Source organism: Micromonospora sp. URMC 107 (assembly GCF_051386315.1).
GTDB lineage: Bacteria > Actinomycetota > Actinomycetes > Mycobacteriales > Micromonosporaceae > Micromonospora.
On sequence record NZ_JBPQTK010000023.1, the window covers coordinates 1 to 19,479 of the forward strand.

The 19,479-nt window shown below is 74.4% G+C and carries 20 protein-coding genes and 3 tRNA genes; 9 read left to right on the forward strand and 14 right to left on the reverse strand.

Annotation, left to right across the window (positions count from 1 at the left end; all coding sequences use genetic code 11):
- Positions 1-3: 3 nt before the first annotated feature.
- From ACSNN9_RS08090 to ACSNN9_RS08105, 4 genes are all read right to left on the reverse strand, one after another.
- Positions 4-76: transfer RNA gene (locus ACSNN9_RS08090), tRNA-Glu, on the reverse strand.
- Between the two features lie 265 nt (positions 77-341).
- A tRNA-Glu gene (locus tag ACSNN9_RS08095) sits at positions 342-414 on the reverse strand.
- A gap of 134 nt (positions 415-548) precedes the next feature.
- Positions 549-620 (reverse strand) — tRNA-Gln (locus ACSNN9_RS08100).
- Positions 621-726: 106 nt separating this feature from the next.
- The gene (locus tag ACSNN9_RS08105; RefSeq protein WP_436672235.1) at positions 727-1,530 is read right to left on the reverse strand and encodes a fumarylacetoacetate hydrolase family protein; all 804 of its coding nucleotides are present in this window, start codon (positions 1,528-1,530) and stop codon (positions 727-729) included.
- Positions 1,531-1,725: 195 nt separating this feature from the next.
- Here ACSNN9_RS08105 and ACSNN9_RS08110 point away from each other — a divergent pair, with 195 nt between their 5' ends.
- Both ACSNN9_RS08110 and ACSNN9_RS08115 read left to right on the forward strand, forming a co-directional pair.
- Complete coding sequence (locus ACSNN9_RS08110) at positions 1,726-3,006, forward strand: hypothetical protein (RefSeq protein ID WP_436672236.1); 1,281 nt, start codon at positions 1,726-1,728, stop codon at positions 3,004-3,006.
- Positions 3,007-3,040: 34 nt separating this feature from the next.
- Positions 3,041-3,931: a 3-methyladenine DNA glycosylase gene (locus ACSNN9_RS08115; protein WP_436672238.1), complete on the forward strand. Its 891-nt coding sequence runs from the start codon at positions 3,041-3,043 to the stop codon at positions 3,929-3,931.
- A gap of 69 nt (positions 3,932-4,000) precedes the next feature.
- Here ACSNN9_RS08115 and arfB read toward each other — a convergent pair whose 3' ends face one another.
- The 7 genes from arfB to ACSNN9_RS08150 all read right to left on the reverse strand — a co-directional run bounded on the left by arfB (position 4,001) and on the right by ACSNN9_RS08150 (position 9,486).
- Positions 4,001-4,426, reverse strand: a complete 426-nt coding sequence (gene arfB / locus ACSNN9_RS08120) for an alternative ribosome rescue aminoacyl-tRNA hydrolase ArfB (protein WP_436672239.1) — start codon at positions 4,424-4,426, stop codon at positions 4,001-4,003.
- Between the two features lie 9 nt (positions 4,427-4,435).
- Positions 4,436-4,738: a hypothetical protein gene (locus ACSNN9_RS08125; RefSeq protein ID WP_436672241.1), complete on the reverse strand. Its 303-nt coding sequence runs from the start codon at positions 4,736-4,738 to the stop codon at positions 4,436-4,438.
- Positions 4,739-4,847: 109 nt separating this feature from the next.
- Positions 4,848-5,711, reverse strand: coding sequence for a S1C family serine protease (locus ACSNN9_RS08130; protein WP_436672242.1), 864 nt, complete (start codon positions 5,709-5,711; stop codon positions 4,848-4,850).
- A gap of 44 nt (positions 5,712-5,755) precedes the next feature.
- Positions 5,756-6,715 (reverse strand): VWA domain-containing protein, encoded by a 960-nt coding sequence (locus tag ACSNN9_RS08135; RefSeq protein ID WP_358084593.1) that lies wholly within the window; start codon positions 6,713-6,715, stop codon positions 5,756-5,758.
- Positions 6,712-7,698 carry a DUF58 domain-containing protein gene (locus tag ACSNN9_RS08140; RefSeq protein WP_436672290.1) on the reverse strand — a complete coding sequence of 329 codons (987 nt, stop codon included), beginning with the start codon at positions 7,696-7,698 and terminating at the stop codon, positions 6,712-6,714. Before ACSNN9_RS08140 ends, ACSNN9_RS08135 begins: the two co-directional genes overlap by 4 nt.
- A gap of 29 nt (positions 7,699-7,727) precedes the next feature.
- Positions 7,728-8,777 carry an AAA family ATPase gene (locus ACSNN9_RS08145; RefSeq protein ID WP_436672243.1) on the reverse strand — a complete coding sequence of 350 codons (1,050 nt, stop codon included), beginning with the start codon at positions 8,775-8,777 and terminating at the stop codon, positions 7,728-7,730.
- A 190-nt stretch (positions 8,778-8,967) separates the two neighbouring features.
- Complete coding sequence (locus ACSNN9_RS08150; protein WP_436672244.1) at positions 8,968-9,486, reverse strand: hypothetical protein; 519 nt, start codon at positions 9,484-9,486, stop codon at positions 8,968-8,970.
- 447 nt (positions 9,487-9,933) lie between these two features.
- On the opposite strand from ACSNN9_RS08150, the gene ACSNN9_RS08155 reads away from it, so the two are divergent.
- A complete protein-coding gene (locus ACSNN9_RS08155; protein WP_436672292.1) occupies positions 9,934-10,881 on the forward strand; it encodes an endonuclease/exonuclease/phosphatase family protein in 948 nt (315 codons plus the stop codon).
- Between the two features lie 4 nt (positions 10,882-10,885).
- Here the strand turns inward: ACSNN9_RS08155 and cimA are convergent, their stop codons facing one another.
- Positions 10,886-12,466, reverse strand: a complete 1,581-nt coding sequence (gene cimA, locus ACSNN9_RS08160; RefSeq protein WP_436672246.1) for a citramalate synthase — start codon at positions 12,464-12,466, stop codon at positions 10,886-10,888.
- Between the two features lie 328 nt (positions 12,467-12,794).
- On the opposite strand from cimA, the gene ACSNN9_RS08165 reads away from it, so the two are divergent.
- The 4 genes from ACSNN9_RS08165 to ACSNN9_RS08180 all read left to right on the forward strand — a co-directional run bounded on the left by ACSNN9_RS08165 (position 12,795) and on the right by ACSNN9_RS08180 (position 15,310).
- Positions 12,795-13,355, forward strand: a complete 561-nt coding sequence (locus ACSNN9_RS08165; RefSeq protein ID WP_121396157.1) for a peroxiredoxin — start codon at positions 12,795-12,797, stop codon at positions 13,353-13,355.
- A 2-nt stretch (positions 13,356-13,357) separates the two neighbouring features.
- Positions 13,358-13,888 (forward strand): carboxymuconolactone decarboxylase family protein, encoded by a 531-nt coding sequence (locus tag ACSNN9_RS08170; RefSeq protein ID WP_436672247.1) that lies wholly within the window; start codon positions 13,358-13,360, stop codon positions 13,886-13,888.
- Positions 13,889-14,057: 169 nt separating this feature from the next.
- Positions 14,058-14,516, forward strand: a complete 459-nt coding sequence (locus ACSNN9_RS08175; protein ID WP_357879794.1) for a PRC-barrel domain-containing protein — start codon at positions 14,058-14,060, stop codon at positions 14,514-14,516.
- A gap of 32 nt (positions 14,517-14,548) precedes the next feature.
- A complete protein-coding gene (locus ACSNN9_RS08180; protein ID WP_436672249.1) occupies positions 14,549-15,310 on the forward strand; it encodes a tyrosine-protein phosphatase in 762 nt (253 codons plus the stop codon).
- A 65-nt stretch (positions 15,311-15,375) separates the two neighbouring features.
- On the opposite strand, the gene ACSNN9_RS08185 is transcribed toward ACSNN9_RS08180, so the two are convergent.
- Together ACSNN9_RS08185 and ACSNN9_RS08190 are read right to left on the reverse strand one after the other, a co-directional pair.
- A complete protein-coding gene (locus ACSNN9_RS08185) occupies positions 15,376-16,473 on the reverse strand; it encodes a branched-chain amino acid aminotransferase (protein ID WP_436672251.1) in 1,098 nt (365 codons plus the stop codon).
- Positions 16,474-16,669: 196 nt separating this feature from the next.
- A complete protein-coding gene (locus ACSNN9_RS08190) occupies positions 16,670-17,701 on the reverse strand; it encodes a 3-isopropylmalate dehydrogenase (RefSeq protein WP_436672253.1) in 1,032 nt (343 codons plus the stop codon).
- A 223-nt stretch (positions 17,702-17,924) separates the two neighbouring features.
- Between ACSNN9_RS08190 and ACSNN9_RS08195 the strand changes: the two genes are divergently transcribed.
- Positions 17,925-18,770 carry an FAD:protein FMN transferase gene (locus ACSNN9_RS08195; RefSeq protein ID WP_436672254.1) on the forward strand — a complete coding sequence of 282 codons (846 nt, stop codon included), beginning with the start codon at positions 17,925-17,927 and terminating at the stop codon, positions 18,768-18,770.
- Between the two features lie 316 nt (positions 18,771-19,086).
- Entirely contained in the window at positions 19,087-19,443 is a 357-nt protein-coding gene (locus tag ACSNN9_RS08200) for a hypothetical protein (RefSeq protein ID WP_436672255.1), read from the forward strand.
- Positions 19,444-19,479: the final 36 nt, after the last annotated feature.

Consider the following 19,479-nt stretch of genomic DNA (forward strand, 5'->3'; position numbering starts at 1 on the left):
GCGTAGCCCCGACCGGATTCGAACCGGCGCTACCGCCTTGAGAGGGCGGCGTCCTGGGCCGCTAGACGACGGGGCCAAGACTTCACTGCTTCCACCGCCCTTCCGAGCGGTGCCGCTGTAGTCTAGCGGCGTCCCCTCCGGGGCGGAAATCGGGGCGACCGGCACGGGGCGACACGAGACCGGGACACCGACAACGGGACACCGGCACCGGGACACGACACCACGACCGGGGCACCGGCACCGGGCGATCGACCGGTCGGGCCGTGCGCAGGGCGGCGACGCGGGTGCGGGACATGCGGAACGGCCCGCCCCACCGGAGTGGAACGGGCCGTTCGAGTGCGTAGCCCCGACCGGATTCGAACCGGCGCTACCGCCTTGAGAGGGCGGCGTCCTGGGCCGCTAGACGACGGGGCCAGAACTTGCTTGCGGCACCGCTCTGTCGAGCGGCGCCGCTGGACTCTACCAGAGAGAACCCCGATCCCCTGACGGGAACCGGAGTCGTCTCCTACGAGATCCAGCGCCCGAAGCTCTCGCGAACCTCGGCTGCGCTGGGGTACCAGGACTCGAACCTAGACTAACTGAACCAGAATCAGTCGGGCTGCCAATTACCCCATACCCCATTGGCCCCTTGCGGTGCCGGGAGCAAACTTTACCCTCCCGGCGCCGGCAGGCCAAATCGAGCCCCCCAAACCGCCCCTGAACTGCGGAAACGGGTCTCGACGCGGATCAGGCGACGGGCACCACCGGGTTGGTCAGCTCCCCGATCCCCTCGATCCGCACGGTGACCGTATCCCCGTCCACCAGCGGGCTAACCCCCGCCGGCGTGCCCGTGAGCACCACGTCGCCGGGCAGCAGCGTCATCACGTGCGAGACGTACGACACCAGGGCCGGCACGTCGAAGACCATGTCGCTGGTCCGGCCGAGCTGGCGGACCTCCATCTCCTCCGGGTTGCGACCCACCTCACAGCGGATCTCCAGGTCGCGGACGTCGAGCCCGGTGGTGATCCACGGCCCGATCGGGCAGAACGAGTCGAAGCCCTTGGCGCGGGTCCACTGGCCGTCGGAGCGCTGGAGGTCCCGGGCGGTGACGTCATTGGCGCAGGCGTAGCCGAAGATGGCCCGCTCCGCGGCGGCCCGGTCGGCCCGGCGGGCGCCCGGCGCGCCGATCACCACGGCGAGCTCGGCCTCGTGTTCGACCTGCTTGGAGAAGATCGGCAGCCGGATCGCGTCGCGGGGCCCGATCACGGAGGTGGACGGCTTGAGGAAGAGCAGCGGCTCCTTCGGTACCTCGCTGCCGTGCTCGGCGGCGTGCTCGGCGTAGTTGCGGCCGACGCAGACGACCTTGCTGGGCAGGATCGGCGAGAGCAGGCGGACGTCCGACAGCGCCCAACGGGCACCGCTGAAGGTGAGCTGGCCGAACGGGTGGCCCTCGATCTCGGCGACGGTCAGGCCCTGCGGGCCCGCCTCCGGCTCGCCCTCGACGACCCCGAACGACATTCCCTTGGCATGAGCAAAACGAGCGATACGCACCAGGCCAATCTAGCCCCGGCCACCCGCGCCCCGGCCGAGGCGGGAAGGTGGCGCACCGGACGGCCGGCGGCGCGCCCGGGCACCCGGGGAGGGCGCGCACCCTACGCCACCGGCCGTTCGCGGGGGCGGAATTCGCGACTTCGTACCCGCCCGGCGTCGCCGCGCCCCTAGCGTCGGCTCCGGAGGTTCGTTCGTATGCCTGCATCGACACGACACCACAGGGCCCTCGCAGTGTTCGTACACTGCCTCGGCATTCTCGCCGCCGTGCCGGCACTGCCCACGGCGGCCCGACCCGCGGCGGCCGCGCCACCACCGGTGCTCGCGCCGACCCCGCAGCCGGCGATGCCGTCGGCGCCGCCGGCGGTGCCCACCCCGACCCGGGCCGCCCCGCCGGTGGCGAAGCCGCCGGTCACGGTCGCGGTGGTGCCGGAGAGCACGTCGGCGCCGCGGTACCGGATCCAGGTCCGCAACACCGGCGGCACGCCGGTGGACACCACCGTCCGGCAGGAGCTGCCGCCCGGGGCCTCGGCGACCGCCATCACCGACGGGGGCCGGGCCACCCGGAGCGCCGGGCAGTCGGCCACCGAGGTGACCTGGCAGCTGAAGCTGCCCGCCCGCAGCACCACCACCCTGGGCACGGCGCTCAGCACCGCCGCCCCGGCCCGGCCGCTGACCGCGCCGGCCTGCGCCTTCGCCCGCGACGGCAGCCGGCCGTACGACTGCGCGACCGCGACCTGGCACGCGGGCGCGCCGGCCGCCGCGCCCGGGCGGTCCGAGGCGCCACCGTGGCGCCGGACGCCGGTGCTGCTGGCCGGGCTCGCCACGGTGGCGGTGCTCGCGGTGGGCGGGGCCTGGACCTGGCGGCGGCGCCGCCGGCCGGTCGCCGCGGCCCTCTCCGGCGGGGGGCCGGGGACGGTCTACCCGCGCCCGGCCGCGCCGCGCCCCGAACAGATCCGTCGCAAGCCGTCCGTCTGGTTGATCGTCCCGGTGGCCGCCGCCGTGCTCGCCGGCACGGTGGGCACCGCCGCCTGGACGGCCACCCGCCAGGTCGCCGCCGTCGACACCGACAGCCAGCCCACCGGCGGCGCGTGGGTCGGCCGGGGGGTCAACGGCGCCGTCGGCGAGCCGCTGCGCGAGTCGGCGTTCGAGTTCACCGTGTACCGCGTCGCGTGCGAGCCCGGCGCGGCGGCCCGGCAGTGCGAGGCCACGGTCGGGGTGCGCAACCTCACCCCCGAGCAGCAGAGCTGGCACGGCCGGCTGCAACGGGCGTACCTGCCCGACGGCAACTTCGTCAGCACCGACGAGCAGGCGACGCGGGCGGCCAACCAGGGCCGGGACGTCTTCGCCCAGCCGATGGCGGCCGGCAGCCGGGCGGTGCTGCCGCTGGTCTTCACGGTCGACGGGCAGGCGCCGCCGGAGCAGTTGGAGCTGCGCAGCGGGGTGTTCTCCGCCGGGGTCCGGGTGGACGTGCCCTGACCGGGCGCCCGGTGGCGGTCGTACCCTGGGGTCCGTGACCGCCGCCCTCGCCCCGACCACCGTGCTCGACGCGGCGCGGTGGCAGGCGCGGCGCCGCGCGCACGAGGAACGGGTCGACGCCTGGCTCACCCCGCACCTGGCGCGTCGCCGCCGGGGCGGGAAGCACCCGGTCGAGGACTTCCTCTTCACCTACTACTCGCACCGCCCGGCCCAGTTGCGCCGCTGGCACCCGGGCGCCGGGGTGGTGCTGCGCGACGCGGACCCGGCCGGATTCGGCCGGGACTACCGCGCCACCGCCGCCGGGCTCACCCTCGACACCGCGGCGGTACGCGCGCGGCGCGCCGAGTCGATCGGGTGGATCCGGGCGCTGCTGGCGGCGACGGCCGACCGGCCGGCGCACCTCGGCTGCTTCGGGATGCACGAGTGGGCCATGGTCTACCGGCAGACCCAGGAGGAGGTACGCCACAACGCGTGGCCGCTGCGGCTCAGCCCCGGGGCGACGGCGGCCGTGGTCGAGGAGCGCGGCGTGCGGTGCAGCCACTTCGACGCGTACCGGTTCTTCACCGCGCCGGCCCGGCCGTTGAACCTGCTCACCCCGACGCGCGAGACCCAGCACGCGCACGAGCAGCCGGGCTGCCTGCACGCCAACATGGACCTCTACAAGTGGGCGTACAAGCTCTCCCCGCTGGTGCCGAGCGAGCTGGTCGCGGACGCGTTCGAGCTGGCCCGGGAGATCCGCACGCTGGACATGCGCGCCTCTCCGTACGACCTCACCGCCCTCGGCTACCCGCCCGTGCGGGTGGAGACCGTCGAGGGTCGGCACGAGTACGTGCGGGCGCAGCGGTCGTTCGCGGAGCGCGCCGCACCCCTGCGGGCGCGCCTGGTCGCCGAGTGCGACCGCCTGCTGTCGACCGTGGACGACTGAGCGGGCCAGTCCCACGCCCTGGCCGGGGGCACCTGACCGCCGGGCGCGGCGGCGGCGCCGGATCGCGGGCTACTCGCCGTCGACGCGGCGGTCGCGCTTGCGCTGTGACCGGCGCTTCTTCTCGGCCAGCCGGCGCTCCTTCGCGCCGCGCGAGGGGCGGGTGGGCCGGCGGGGCGGGGGCGGCGGGGCGGCGGCCTCGCGCAGCAGCGCGGCCAGCCGTTCCCGGGCGGCCTCCCGGTTGGCCAGCTGCGCCCGGTGCTCGCTGGCGGTGACGGTGAGCACGCCGTCGACCAGCCGGCCGGCGAGCCGCTCCAGCGCCCGCGCCCGCAGCGGCTCGGGCACGCCGGGCGAGGCGGCCAGGTCGTAGCTCAGCTCGACCCGCGAGTCGGTGGTGTTGACGCCCTGACCACCGGGCCCCGACGACCGGGAGAAGCGTTCCCGCAGCTCGGCGGCGGGCACGGTCCATCGGTCGGTCACCCGCAGTCCGTCGTCCACTCCCCGAGGCTAACGCCCCTGGCGGACGCTCGGGGTCGCGGACGGGCTCGGGGTCTGCCCGGGCGGGGCGGGGCTGCCGTCGGAGCCGGCGGCGGCGTACGCGACCGCCCCCACCAGCAGCAGGGCGATCACCCCGATCTTCGTGGTGGCCACCTTGATCAGCAGCCACGCGGCGCGCCTCGCGCCGGGCACGGTCTTCCTGACGGTCTGGTAGTCGGCCCACCCACGTCGCGCCCGGGCGTACGCCGACCCCACCCCGGTACCGATCAACAGGCCCACCAGCAGGAGGACCACGAATTCAGGACGCTCCACCCACGCCAGTATCCATACTCAGCGTGATATTTCCATTGGCCGATCATTCCGCGCCGGGTATCCGACAGTTTTCACATTCCCGGGCCGTCCGGGCGGGCGTGACCGCAGCTCAGCCGCCCTTTCCGATGATCGTGTCGGCGGTCCGCTGCACCTGCTCGATGGGAATGGCGAAGCCGATGCCGATCGACCCGTTGCCGTCGATGGTGGCGATGGCCGTGTTCACCCCGACCACCTCGCCGCGCGCGTTGACCAGCGGGCCGCCCGAGTTGCCCGGGTTGATCGAGGCGTCGGTCTGCACGGCGGTGTGCCGGTTCTCGCCGAGGCGTACCTGCCGGTCCAGGGCGCTGACGATGCCGGCGGTGACGGTGCCGGGCAGCCCCAGCGGCGAGCCGACCGCCAGCACCGGCTCGCCCACCCGGGTGGAGCCCGGCTTCGCCAGCGGCAGCGCCGCCAGGCCGGCCGACGGCGGCACCCGGAGCACGGCGAGGTCGCTGCGCGGTTCCCGCCCGACCACCTCGGCGGCGAACCGCCGCCCGTCGGGCAGTTCCACCGTCACCGAGCCGCTGCGTCCCCTGGCCAGGATGTGGTCGTTGGTGATGATGTGCTGTTGGTCGTCGACGGCGAAGCCGGAGCCGGTGGCCGAGGCCCCGCCGGCCCCGCCCACGAGCACCGAGACGACTCCCGGCACGGTCTTCCCGGCCGCGGTCACCAGCTCCGCCGGGACCGGGGCCGCCGAAGCCGCCGCCGGGCCCGGAGGGTCGTCGCGGCCGGCCACGAGGCCGCCGGCCACCGCGCCGGAGGCGGTCGACAGGGCCACCACCGCCAGCGCCGCCAGCACCCGCCCGCCCGGGCCCCGCCGGTTCGGGCCACCGTCCGGGCCGGCCCCGTCCCACCGGGCCCGCCCGTCCGGATCCAGCTCCGGGGAGATGAACCAGGGGCCGCGCGGTTCGCCCAGCCCGGTCTGCACTGCCATGCGTACGCTCCTCACGTGTCCTTCTCGACGGTGGCCGTGCGGGTTCAGGGCAGCCGGGAGAACCAGCGCATCGAGCCGGCCGCGGCGCCCATGGCGAACACCAGCCCGAGACCGATGAACCGGGCCGAGACGTCCTGCCGTTCGGTGCGGTAGCCGACCGAGGTGCCGATGTCCTCGTAGACGGCGCGCAGCTCGTCGCTGGTGCTGGCCTCGTGGAACCCGCCCCCGGTCTCCTCGGCGACCGCGCGCAGGGTCTGCCCGTCGACGGGCACCTGGATCGGCCGGCCGCCCCGGTCGACGGTGCCGCCCGGGGTGCCGAACGAGATGGCGTGCACCGGCACCTTCATGTCGACCGCCTCGGACGCCGCCTCCATCGGGTCCATGCCGGAGGTGTTCGCCCCGTCGGAGAGCAGGATGATCCGGGCCGGCGGCGGGTCCTTCACCGCCTGGCTGTCGAAGCCCTTCACCGCGCCGAGCGAGGTGCTGATGGCCTCGCCGATGGCGGTGCCCTGCACCCCGGTGGCCCCCTCGACCAGCCGCTCGATCCCCTCGTGCAGGGCCTCCCGGTCGGTGCTCGGCGGCACCAGCACCGCCGCGCTGCCGGCGAACGCGACCAGTCCGACGTTGAACTCGTCCGGCAGGCCGTCGACGAAGCGCCGGGCGGACTCCTTGGCGGCGCTGAGCCGGTCCGGTTCCACGTCGCCGGCGAGCATCGAGGTGGAGACGTCGACGGCGACCATCACCGTGGCCCGTTCCCGGGGCACCCGGACCTCCGCCGTGGGCCGGGCGAAGCCGACCACCAGCAGGGCCAGCATGGCCAGGAAGAGCCCGGCCGGCAGGTGCCGCCGCCAGGTCGGGCGGTGCGGCGCGACCCGGTCGAGCAGCCGCAGGTTGGTGAAGCGGACGGCGTACCGGCTGCGGCGGCGCTGCATCAGCAGGTAGCCGGCGGCCAGGGCGAGCACCCCGAGCAGGAGCCAGAGCCGGACGGGCGACTGCCAGATCACGCCGCACCTCCCCGGACCGCCCGGGCCGGGGCGGCGGCGAGCCGTCGCTGGGCGTGCACGTGCCGCACGATGTCGGCGCTCCAGTCCCGGTCGGTGCGCAGCGACAGGTGGGTGGCCCCGCTGCGGCGCAGCGCCTGGCGTACCTGGTCGCGCTGGGCGGTCGCGGCGGCGGCGTAGCGCTCGCGCAGCGCCCGGTCGCCGGTCCACACCTCGCGCCGCCGCCCGGTCTCGGGGTCGACCAGGGTGACCAGGCCGACGTCCGGCAGCTCCAGCTCCCGGGGGTCGGTGACCTCCACGGCGAGCACCTGGTGCCGCACGGCGAGGCGGCGCAGGGGCGCCTCCCAGGACGGTGCCTGCCGGGGGTCGTCGGGCAGTCCGTCGAGGAGGTCCGACACCACCACGACGAGACCGCGGCGCAGCGCCACCCGGTGCACGGCGGCCAGTCCGTCGGCCAGGTCGGGGCCCGTCGGCACCGGCCCGTCCCCGTCGTGGCCGCCGACGCGGGGTGCGGTCAACAGGGCCCGGAGCAGCCCGAGCAGGTGGGTACGCCCGCTGCGGGGCGGGAAGCGGCGCAGCCCGTCCGGGCCGAGCACCTGCGCGCCGAGGCGGTTGCCCGCGGCGCCGGTGAGGAAGCCGACCGCCGCGACGGCCGCCACGGCCAGCTCCCGCTTGTCCAGCTCGGCGGTGCCGTACTCCATGCTGGGGCTCGCGTCGACCAGCAGCCAGGTGGTCAGCTCCCGGTCGGCGTCGACCTCGCGCACGTGCGGGACCGTGGTGCGGGCGGTCACCGCCCAGTCCATCCGACGCACCTCGTCCTCACCGGGCCGGTACTCCCGGCTGCCGGCGGTCTCGCTGCCCGGCCCCGGCAGCAGGCCGCGGTACCGGCCGTGCAGCAGCCCGTCGAGCCGGCGCGTGACGGTCAGCTCCAGCCGGCGCAGGCGCCGGTCTCCGGTGAGGTCCGCCAGTCCCGGGTCGGCCGGCACGAGGGCCGGCGCGGTGGCCCCGCGCCACCTCATGCCGCCGCCAGGTCGGCCGCGTGTTCCGGGTGGGCGGTGGCGACGCGGGGCGGCGGCACGGCCTCCACCAGCCGCCGGACCACCGCCTCGGCGGCCACCCCGTCGGCGACCGCGTCGAAGGAGAGCACCAGCCGGTGGGCGAGCACGTCGACGGCCAGTTCGCGGACGTCCTCGGGCAGCACGTACTCGCGACCGCGCAGCAGCGCCTGGGCCCGCGCGGCGCGGACCAGCCCGAGGGTGGCCCGGGGGCTGGCCCCGTACGCGAGCAGCGGGGCGATCTCGGGCAGGCCGAACCGGCCGGGATCGCGGGTGGCGAAGATCAGCCGCACCACGTACTCGGCGATCGCGTGGTGCACGAAGACGTGGGCGGCGCGGGCCTGGAGGTCCCGCAGGCGCTGCGGGTCCAGCACCCGCCGGGCGACGGGCCGGTCGGCGCTCATCCGGTAGAGGATGGCGAGTTCGTCGGCGTCGCTCGGGTAGTCGACGACGACCTTCATCATGAACCGGTCGCGCTGCGCCTCCGGCAGCTGGTAGACCCCTTCCGACTCGATCGGGTTCTGGGTGGCCAGCACCAGGAACGGCTCCGGCACCCGATGGCTGTGCCCGCCGATGGAGACCTGACGCTCGGCCATCGCCTCGAGCAGGGCGGACTGCACCTTGGCCGGGGCCCGGTTGATCTCGTCGGCGAGCACCAGGTTCGCCATGATCGGGCCCAGTTCGGTGTCGAAGTCCTCCCGCGACGCCCGGTAGATCCTGGTGCCGACGATGTCGGAGGGGACCAGGTCCGGGGTGAACTGGATCCGGGAGAAGGTGCCGCCGACCACGGTGGCCAGGGTCTGCGCGGCGAGCGTCTTCGCCACCCCGGGCACGCCCTCCAGGAGGCAGTGCCCGTCCGCGATGAGGGCGGTGAGCAGGCGCTCGACGAGCCGATCCTGCCCGACGATCACGCGTTTGACCTCGAAGAGCGTCTGTTCCAGGTCGGCCGGGGTCGCATCGGGATCGGCCGGGCTGGGCACGCTGGCCAGGGTGTCCGAGATGTCCGTCACGGTGCTTGCTTCCCGTGCCGGCGGTCGGACAAACGTCGGATTATCTGCGCCGGGGCGGCCCTTAGGGGCCTGAACCGGGACGAGCCACCCGGCCCGGCAGGGACGGCGCGCCGGCGCCGGGCCGACGTGACGGGAAGGGCCCCTCCCACCGCCTGGGGCGCGGGGAGGGGCCCTCCGTCACATCCGTTGATCAGTTGGCGATGACCAGGTGGAACGGCCGGTCGGCCGCACTCCCGGAAGAGGTGCGGGTCTGGACGAAGACCGCGTTCGGCGTCTGGAGCCGCGGCGCGACGGAGACCTCGCCACCCGGGGGCACGTTGTACGGGTCGGTGGTGCCGATGGTCGCCACGAACGTCTTCAGCGAGACGTTGTAGTTGAACAGCACCTGGTACTGCCCGGGACCGTACCGGGTGGCGGAGACCACCTCGGGCGAGCCACGGAGCAGGGTACCGCCGCTGCTGACGACGGCGGAGGCGACGGTGCCCGGCGCGGTCGCCAGCGCGGACGGGCCCTGCGCCAGCGCCGCCTTGGCCTTGCGGGCCTCGGCGGGGGTCACGGCCGGCTGGCTGCCGGAGCCGGGCTGGCGGACGGCGACCTCGGCGGGCGCCTGCGCCGCCGGCTGGGCGACGGCGATCCCGCCCCCGGCCAGGGTGAGCGCCAGCGCGGTGAACGCGACCGCCACCGCCTTGCGTCGGAAGAGTGTGGTCATGACAGGGTCTCCCTTTGTTGACCGTGCGGATTCGACCGGTCCCACCGATGGCGGGACGGCTGATTTCCATTTCTTGGGCCGGGAAAACTGAGCGACAACCGCCTGGAAGCCCGCACCTCAGGCCGCACCCTAGATGTTGTCGCTACAACGATTTTCACCGGCTCTGAGCTGGGATTACTACTCAGAGTTTTGACGTCTCAACCCACTGGAAGGTAGCACCGGAAAAAGCCGGACGTCAATAGTTGATCACGCTTCGTCAATCACTGGTTCCCGGGTCGAAAAATTGTGAGAAGCGAGCGCTTCGCCATTCACGAATGGGCGGCGTGCACGCTTCCGGGCCACCGACCGGGCGCGCGTGCCGGACCGCCGGGCGGGCGCGGAGGAGCTACCCTCCACCGGGTGATCATCGAGTCCGCACGGCCGGCGCCAGGCAACCGGACGGCGCGGTTGCGCACCGCGCTCTGCTGGGCCGCCGTCGCGCCCGGGGTCGCCTGGGCGACGGTACGACTGGGCGGCCTCGACCGGGGACCGCTGGTGCAACTGCTCGCCTTCACCCCGTACGCCGCCGCCGGGAGCCTGCTGCCGCTGGTGCTCGCGCTCGCCCTGCGGCGCCGCTGGCCCGCGGTGGTCGCGGCGCTGGCCACGGCGACCCTGGTGGCCGTGGTGGCGCCCCGGGCCCTGCCGTCCGGCCAGCCCCCGGTCACCGGGCCGACGGTGCGGCTGCTGACCGCCAACCTGCTCGCCGGGGCCGGCGACGCGCGGGCGCTGGTCGGCCTGGTCCGGCGGCACCGCGTCGACGTGCTCGCCGTGCAGGAGTTCACCCCGGAGGCCGAGGCGGAGCTGGACCGGCTCGGCCTGGACCGGCTGCTCCCCCACCGGCAGCTCGGCCCACGGCCCGGCACCGTCGGCTCCGGCCTCTACGCGCGGTTCCCGATCGGCGAGGGCGGCGTCCGGCACAATCGCGGTGGCTGGGGCTTCGACCAGGCCTACGGCACGGTGGCGGTCCCCGGGGCGCCGGCGGTGCGGGTCGAATCGGCGCACCCGTCGGCCCCGTACGCGGTGGACCAGGTCGGCCACTGGCGCACCGACCTGGCGGCGCAGCCGCCCGCCACCCCGGACGGGCCGCTGCGGATCCTGGCCGGCGACTTCAACGCCACCCTCGACCACGCCCCGCTGCGCGCCCTGCTGGACACCGGCTACGTCGACGCCGCCGACCAGGCCGGCGCGGGCCTGGTCGGCACCTGGGGCCCGTACGACGGGGACCCGATCCCGCCGGTGACCATCGACCACGTGCTGGTCGACCGGCGGATCGCCGTGCGGGCGGTCAGCGTGCACCGGGTGCCGGGCAGCGACCACCGCGCCGTCCTGGCCGAACTGCGCCTTCCGGCCGGGTGACGGCTCAGACCCGGGCGCGGTCCAGGCCGTAGGTGAGCGCGTCGACGAGGGCGTGCCAGGACGCCTCGACGACGTTGGGGTGCACGCCGACCGTGGTCCAGTCGCGGCCGACGCCGTCGACCGTCTCCAGCAGCACCCGGGTGACCGCGCCGGTGCCGTGGGTGCCCTCCAGGATCCGCACCTTGTAGTCGGCCAGCTCGAAGTCGCGCAGCTCCGGGTAGTGCCGGGCCAGCCCGGCCCGCAGCGCCTCGTCCAGGGCGTTGACCGGACCGTTGCCCTCGGCGGTGGCGATCACCCGCTCCCCGCGTACGCGGATCTTGACGGTCGCCTCGGAGACCACCGCGCCGTCCTCCCGGTGCTCGACCAGCACCCGGTACGACTCCAGCGCGAACGGCCTGGCCGGGGAGGTGTCCAGCTCCGAGCGGACCAGCAGCTCGAACGACGCGTCGGCGGCCTCGAACGACCAGCCGCCGGCCTCCAGCTCCTTGACCCGCCGGGTGACCCGCGACAGCGCCTCCGGATGGCCGGCCAGGTCCAGGCCGAGCTCACGGCTCTTGAGCTCGACGCTGGCCCGGCCGGCCATCTCGGTGATGAGGATCCGCATGTCGTTGCCCACCACCTGTGGGTCCACGTGGTTGTAGAGCAGCGGATCCACCTTGATCGCGCTCGCGTGCAGCCCCGCCTTGTGGGCGAAGGCCGCGGCCCCGACGTACGCCTGGTGGGTGTCGGGGGCGATGTTGGCGATCTCGGCGATGGCGTGGGAGACCCGCACCATCTGCCCCAGGCAGCCCTCCGGTAGGACGGGCAGCCCGAGCTTGAGTTGGAGGTTGGCGACCACGGCGAAGATGTCCGCGTTGCCGGGGCGCTCGCCGTAGCCGTTGGCGGTGCCCTGGAAGTGGCGCACCCCGGCTTCGACGGCGGCGACGGTGTTGGCCACCGCGCAGGCCGTGTCGTTCTGGCAGTGGATGCCGAGCAGCTCCGCGCCGACGCCCAGCCGCGCGGTCAGGTCGGCGACGGCGGCGCTCACCTGGGAGGGCAGCATCCCGCCGTTGGTGTCGCAGAGCACGAACCGCTCGGCGCCGGCGGCGAGCGCGGTCTCCACCACGGCGGCGGTGTACGCCGGGTCGAACCGGTAGCCGTCGAAGAAGTGCTCCCCGTCGACGAAGACCCGGCGCCCCTCGGCCACCAGGTGCGCCACCGTGTCCCGGACCATCGCCAGGTTCTCGGCCGCGGTGGTGCGCAGCGCCCGCTCGACGTGCCGCAGGTCCGCCTTGGCGACCAGGGCGACCGCCGGCGTCTGCGCGTCGAGCAGGCCCCGGACCTGCGGGTCCTCCCCGACGGCCACCCCGGCCCGGCGGGTGGCCCCGAACGCGACCAGCAGCGCGTGCGTCAGGTCGAGCTCGGTGCGCGCCCGGCGGAAGAACTCGGTGTCCTTCGGCACGGCCCCGGGCCAGCCCCCCTCGATGAAGCCGACCCCGAACTCGTCGAGCAGCCGGGCCACCGCGAGCTTGTCGACCACCGAGTAGCTGAGCCCCTCGCGCTGGGCGCCGTCGCGCAGCGTGGTGTCGTACACCTGGAACGTCATCAGGGTCCTTTCTCAGAGCAACAAAAAGACCCCCCGCGGATGCGGGAGGTCTGCGCGCTCGGCGGAGGGGGAGGCCGGCGCGCTAGGTGCGAATAATCAGGTGGGTGCTGGTCACGACCGCCACTCTGCCACCCGGGCCCGGTTTTGGGAGGCAGAATCCACATGGCGGGACGGCCGCGCTACTCCATCGACGGCCGGCCCGCCGGCACAACCCGCCGCTCGTGATCGACTTCACAAGTCACCCGGCCGCCACCCGGCGGAAACGGGGCTGCGGAAGTATCTGGAACCGATCCAGTTACCGGCCTCGTGCCGCTGTCAAGGAGGACCTGTGCTCACTGTCGGTGACCGCTTCCCCGAGTACGAACTCACCGCCTGCGTGTCGCTGGACGCCGACAAGGCGTTCGAGTCGATCAACCACAAGTCCCACCAGGGGAAGTGGCGGGTCGTCTTCTTCTGGCCGAAGGACTTCACCTTCGTCTGCCCGACCGAGATCGCAGAGTTCGGCCGGCTGAACGAGGAGTTCGCCGACCGGGACGCCCAGGTGCTCGGCGTGTCGGTGGACAACGAGTTCGTCCACTACGCGTGGCGCAAGGACCACCCGGACCTGCGCGAGCTGCCGTTCCCGATGCTCAGCGACGTCAAGCGCGAGCTGACCGCCGCCTGCGGCGTGCTCGGCGAGGACGGCGTGGCCCAGCGGGCGACCTTCATCGTCGACCCGGACAACGAGATCCAGTTCGTCATGGTGACCGCCGGCTCGGTCGGCCGGAACGTCTCCGAGGTGCTGCGGGTGCTCGACGCCCTCCAGACCGACGAGCTCTGCCCGTGCAACTGGAACAAGGGCGGCGAGACCCTGGACGCCACCAAGCTCCTCGCCGGCGCCGGGGCCTGACCATGGGTCTGGACGCGATCAAGGCGGCTCTGCCGGAGTACGCCAAGGACATCAAGCTCAACCTCGGCTCCACCATCGGCACCAGCACGCTGAAGCCGGAGCAGGCGTGGGGCACGGCCCTGGCCTGCGCCGTCGCGGCGCGCAACCCGGTGGTGCTGCGGGAGATCGCCGCCGAGGCGGCCACCCACCTCGGACCGGAGGCGGTCGAGGCGGCCAAGGGCGCCGCCGCGATCATGGCGATGAACAACGTCTACTACCGGGCCAAGCACCTGATCGGCGACGAGCAGTACCAGTCGATCCCGGCCCGGCTGCGGATGCAGATCATCGCCAAGCCGGGCGTGGAGAAGGCCGACTTCGAGCTCTGGTGCCTGGCGGTCTCGGCGATCACCGGCTGCGGGGTGTGCCTGGAGTCGCACGAGAAGACCCTGCGCAACGCGGGCTTCAGCCGCGAGCAGGTGCACGAGGGGCTGCGCATCGCCGCCGTCGTGCACGCCGCCGCGGTCGCCCTGGACGCCCAGGCCGCGCTCGCCTGACGCGTACGCCCGGTGGGCCGGTGCCGCGGTGCGGCGCCGGCCCACCGTCGTCCGCGGGCCCCGCACCCCGCCGTTTCCGGTGCCGACCCCCCGGGTAGCTGGACGGGTGGAGGCGAGAGACACCCGGACCGGCGAGACGACTGGCGACAGTCGGGGCAGGAGTTGTCAGATGGACAGGCTCGACCCGCACAGCACCCACGGCAGCCCGGACCCGCTGCGCGGCGGCGGCCAGGGCGAGTTCGCCGGTGGCGCCCCGGCCGGCACGTTCGACCCGTGGCGTTACCGGGACACCGCGACCGTCGCCGACGCCGACCTGGTCGGCTACAAGGTCGAGGCCACCGACGGCGGCATCGGCAAGATCGACAGCGCCAGCCACGAGGTCAACGACAGCTACCTGGTGGTGGACACCGGCCCGTGGATCTTCGGCCGCAAGGTCATGATCCCGGCCGGCACCGTCAACCACGTCGACCACGACGAGCGCAAGGTGCACGTCGACCGGAGCAAGGACCAGATCAAGGCCGCCCCGGAGTACGACGAGACCGCCGACACCGACCCCACCTACCGGGACCGGCTCGGCGGCTACTACGGCGAGACGTACTCGGCCATCCCGCCCGGCACCGCCCGCTGACCGGCACGGCGCGCGACGGCCTCCCGCTAAACGTGGGGGGCCGTTACCGTGTCAGCGTGGACTCCATCGAGGTCGGTCGCCGGATCCCGTTCTCCGCGATGTTCAACTTCCGCGACGCGGGCGGCCACGTCGGCCACGACGGTCGCACGGTGCGCCCGGGGCGCCTCTACCGCTCCGACTCGCTGCACCGCATCGACGACACCGACCGGGCGGCGTTCGCCGCCCTCGGCGTCCGCACGGTCATCGACCTGCGCCGCCCGTACGAGGTGGAGCGTGACGGGCGTGTCCCCCACTTCGACGGCCTGACCTGGCGCAACATCCACCCGGAGCACGCGGAGTGGGGCGAGCGGCCCTACCGGCCCGGCACCGACCTGGCCCGCTACCTGGCCGACCGGTACGCCGACCTCGCCGGGACCGGCGGCGCCGGGCTCGCCGAGGCGATCGGGCTGATCGCCGACTCCGCCAACGCCCCCGTCGTCGTGCACTGCGTCGCCGGCAAGGACCGCACGGGCATCGTCTGCGGGCTCACCCTCGCGGTGCTCGGGGTCGCCGACGACGCCATCGCCGCCGACTACGCCCTGAGCACCGAGGCCGGCGAGCGCTACCGCGCCTGGTTCGAGTCCACCGGCCGGCGGACCGGGCAGACGCTGCCGGTGCTGACCTGCCCCGCCGAGGCCATGACGCTCTTCCTCACCGAGCTGCGGCAGGCCCACGGCTCGGTCGAGGGCTACCTGCGCCACGCCGGCGTCACCGACGCCCAGCTCGCCGCGCTGCGCGACCACCTGCTCGGCTGACGGCGGTGTGACGCCGCCGCCCCCGCGCCGGGCGGCACGGGGGCGGCGGTGGTGTCGCGGGCGGGTCAGAGGATGCGGCGGACCCAGCCGTGCGGGTCGTCGCCCCTGCCGCGCTGGAGGTCGACGAGCTGCTGGCGCAGGGCCATCGTGACGCGGCCGGGCTCGCCGCCGCCGACCAGGAACTCGCCGTCGGGGAAGCGCACCTGCCCGATCGGGGTGACGACCGCGGCGGTGCCGCAGGCGAACACCTCGCGGAGCCGACCGCTCGCGGCGTCCGCCTGCCAGTCGGCGAAGCTCACCGGCCGCTCCTCGATCCGGTGCCCCGCGTTGGCGGCCAGGGTGAGCACCGACTCCCGGGTGATGCCGGGCAGGATGGTGCCGGTCAGCGGCGGGGTGACCACGGTGTCGTCGTCGTAGACGAAGAACACGTTCATGCCGCCCAGCTCGTCGACGAAGCGCCGCTCCACCGCGTCCAGAAAGACGACCTGGTCGCAGCCGTGCTCGATCGCCTCGGCCTGCGCCACCAGCGAGGCGGCGTAGTTGCCGCCGCACTTCGCCGCGCCGGTGCCACCCGGAGCGGCCCGGGTGTAGTCCGGGGAGACCCAGACCGTCACCGGCTGCACCCCACCGGAGAAGTACGCGCCGACCGGCGAGGCGATCACCACGTAGAGGTACTCGTTGGCGGGCCGGACACCGAGGAACACCTCGCTGGCGAACATGAACGGCCGCAGGTAGAGGCTGCTGTCCTCGATCTCGGGGATCCAGCCCTGGTCGACCTCGACGAGTCTGCGCAGCGACTCGACGAACGCCTCCTCCGGCAGCGGCGGCATCGCCATGCGCCGGGCGGAGGTGGCGAACCGGGCGGCGTTGGCCTCCGGGCGGAACATGGTGACGCCGCCGTCGGCCGTCCGGTAGGCCTTCAGCCCTTCGAAGATCTCCTGCGCGTAGTGCAGCACCGCGGCGGCCGGGTCCATCGGGATCGGCGCCCGCGCCTCGACCCGGGCGTCGTACCAGCCCTTGCCGTCGGCGTAGCGGATGGTGACCATGTGGTCGGTGAAGACCCGGCCGAAACCCGGGTTGGCCAGCAGGGCGGCCCGGTCGGCGACGGATACCGGCGCGGGATTCGGACGGATCTCGAAGTCGAGCTTGTCACCACCGCTCATCGCGCTGACCTCCCTGCGGACTACGGCACACGGGTCCGCATGCCGAGAAATATGGTGCGAGAAACTTACCCCGAACGGTCGTTCAGCGGGTAGCGCCGCCCGGGCGTACCGGCAGCACCGGACGGGTGGACGCCGCCGGGCCGGGGTGCGGCCGGGCGGCGTCGTCGGAGCCTCCGGGGTGCGGTGGCGGGCGGCCTCAGGCGGTGGCGTAACCGGCCAGCCGGTCGCCGACCTCCTCGGTGCGCAGTGCCGCGCCCGGGGCCCGGCCGGCCAGCTCGGCGGCCACCGCGGCGGTGACCCGGGCGGCGGCCTCGGCGTGCCCGAGCTGGTCGAGCAGCAGGGCCGCCGAGAGTACGGCCGCCACCGGGTCGGCCACGCCACGCCCGGCGATGTCCGGCGCCGAGCCGTGTACCGGCTCGAACATCGAGGGGTACGCCCCCTCGGGGTTGATGCTGCCGCTGGCGGCCAGCCCGATCCCGCCGGTGACGGCGGCGGCGATGTCGGTGAGGATGTCGCCGAACAGGTTGTCGGTGACCACCACGTCGTAGCGCTGGGGCTGAGTGACCAGGAACATCGCGGCGGCGTCGACGTGCTGGTACTCCGTGGCCACGTCGGGGTGCTCGGCGGCCACGGCCTCGAACGCGCGCGCCCACAGCGAACCGGCGTGGGTGAGCACGTTGGTCTTGTGCACGAGGGTGACCTTGCGCCGCTCCCGGCGCGTGGCGCGGGCGAAGGCGTCGCGGATCACCCGCTCCACGCCGTGCCGCGTGTTCAGGCTCTCCTCGGTGGCGACCTCCGCCGGGGTGCCCCGGTGCAGCGCGCCGCCGGCGCCGGCGTAGAGCCCCTCGGTGCCCTCGCGGACGACCACGAGGTCGACCTCGCCGGGCTTGACGCTCGCCAGCGGCCCGGCCACGCCGGGCCAGAGGCGCGACGGGCGCAGGTTGACGTACTGGTCGAAGGCGAAGCGCAGCTTGAGCAGCAGGCCCCGCTCCAGCACGCCCGGCGGGACGGTCGGGTCGCCGACGGCGCCGAGCAGGATCGCGTCGTGCCCGGCCAGCTCGGTCAGCACCGAGTCGGGCAGCACCTCGCCGGTGCGGTGCCAGCGGGCGGCGCCGAGGTCGTACTCGGTGGCGTCCACCCCTGGCAGCACGGCGTCGATGACCTTGCGGGCCTGCGCGACCACCTCGGGTCCGATCCCGTCCCCGGCCACCACCGCGATCCGTGCCACGTCCCTGTGCTCCCTCGCCTCGCCGTTTCGTCCGACCGTACGCCGCCGTCCCGCCTCCCGGTACGAACCTTCCAGCATGCGGGAAAGGGAGATGCACAGGATCCTCCCAGGTGGCATTCATGGGGGGGTCATCTCCGCTGCCTAGCGTGGTGACGAGCGGGTCAACGGGGGCCCGTGACGGAGGCCGCGAGGACGCGGCCGGCGTCAGCGAGGGAGCAGTGTCATGCGGATCGACCAGCAGCCACGGACCCGATGGGTGGACCAGTCGGCCTTCGAGCCGCGCCGGCCGGACCTGCGGCTCGGGGCCCGCAGTCACCGCGTGGACCGGTCCGGCGCCGTCAGCGGGGACCGGATCGCCGTCCAGCACAGCGTGCGGACCTCGACGGCGGAATACTCGCTGCTGCTCAACGCCCCCGAGTGGCTGGGCCGTCGCGGCGTCGGGGAGGCGCTGCGGGACGCGGTCGCGGAGCTGCGCGCCGTCGACCTCACCTACGGCCCGACCCGGCCGGAGAGCCTGGTATCCCGGCTGCGCCGCGGCGAGATCAGCCCCGACTCGTACGCGCCGCTGGCCGACCTGGTGGACCGCTGCGCGGCCATGCGGGCGGCCACCGACGGCTGGTTCGACGCCTGGGCGGTGCCCGGCGGCTTCGACCCGGGCGGCCTGCTCGGCGGGTGGGCGGTGGAGCGGGCCGCCGCCCGGCTGCGCGCCGCCGGCATCCACGACTACGCCGTGCTCAGTGGCGCCGACCTCGTCGTACGCGGGCACGCGGCGCACGGCGGCCCGTGGCGGGTGGCGGTGCACCACCCGACGGACCGGCACCGGGCGCCGCTCGTGCTGGAGATGACGGCGGGCGCGGTCGGCACCTCGGGGGTGAGCGGCCGGCGGGGGCACGTGGTGGACCCGCATACCGGGGAACCCGCCGACCAGCTGGTCGCCGCGACGGTCGTCGGGCCGGACCTGGCCGTCGCCGACGCCTACGCCACCGCGCTCTACGCCGCCGGGCCGGCGGGACTGGTCTGGTTCCGCAACGGGTCGGACTACCGCCCGCTCTTCGCCCACCGCCGCTGAGCCCACCGCGCGTCGTCCGGGGTGGGGCCGGCCGGCGATCGGCCCCCACGGTCTCGGCAACGACCGTGAGGGCCGGTCAGCGACGAGTGCGCGTGGCTCGCGCAATCGAGGGGTGCGGGCCGGTCGGCCGGACGTCGACCTCGCCACCCGAAGACGGGCCTACGCCGCGAGCTCGGCCAGTGACCGCACCGGTACGCTAGCGAATCGACGCAACTCATCGCAAGGGTCTCCACTGCGGACCGTCGCGACAGGAGCGTGGCGATCCGGTGCCGGGGCGATTTCGACGCGGTGAACGGCGAATGGCACGCTGTCCGCCGTGAGTTTCGATCTGAGCGTGTGGGCCCTGGCGGACGGGGCGACACCCGAGGACGTGCGGGCGGCGGTGCTGCGGTGCCGGCAGGGGCAGCACGTCGACCGGCACCCTGACCCGCGGGTGGTGGGCTTCTACCGGGCCATCACCGGCAGCTACCCGGACCGGCCGGCCGGCCCGGGCACCCCGTGGGCGGTGGCGCCGCTGCACGCGGCCAACGACCACGTCGAGCTGAACCTGCACCCGACCTGCGAGGACCAGGTGCTGCTCGACATCGAACGGCTGGCCGGCACGTACGACCTGATGCTCTTCGACGCGCAGGACGGCTCGGTCTACCCGCCGCCGGCGCGGCTGCCCGGCTGACGCTGCCCCGGGTACGACGAGGGGCCCGGCGGATCC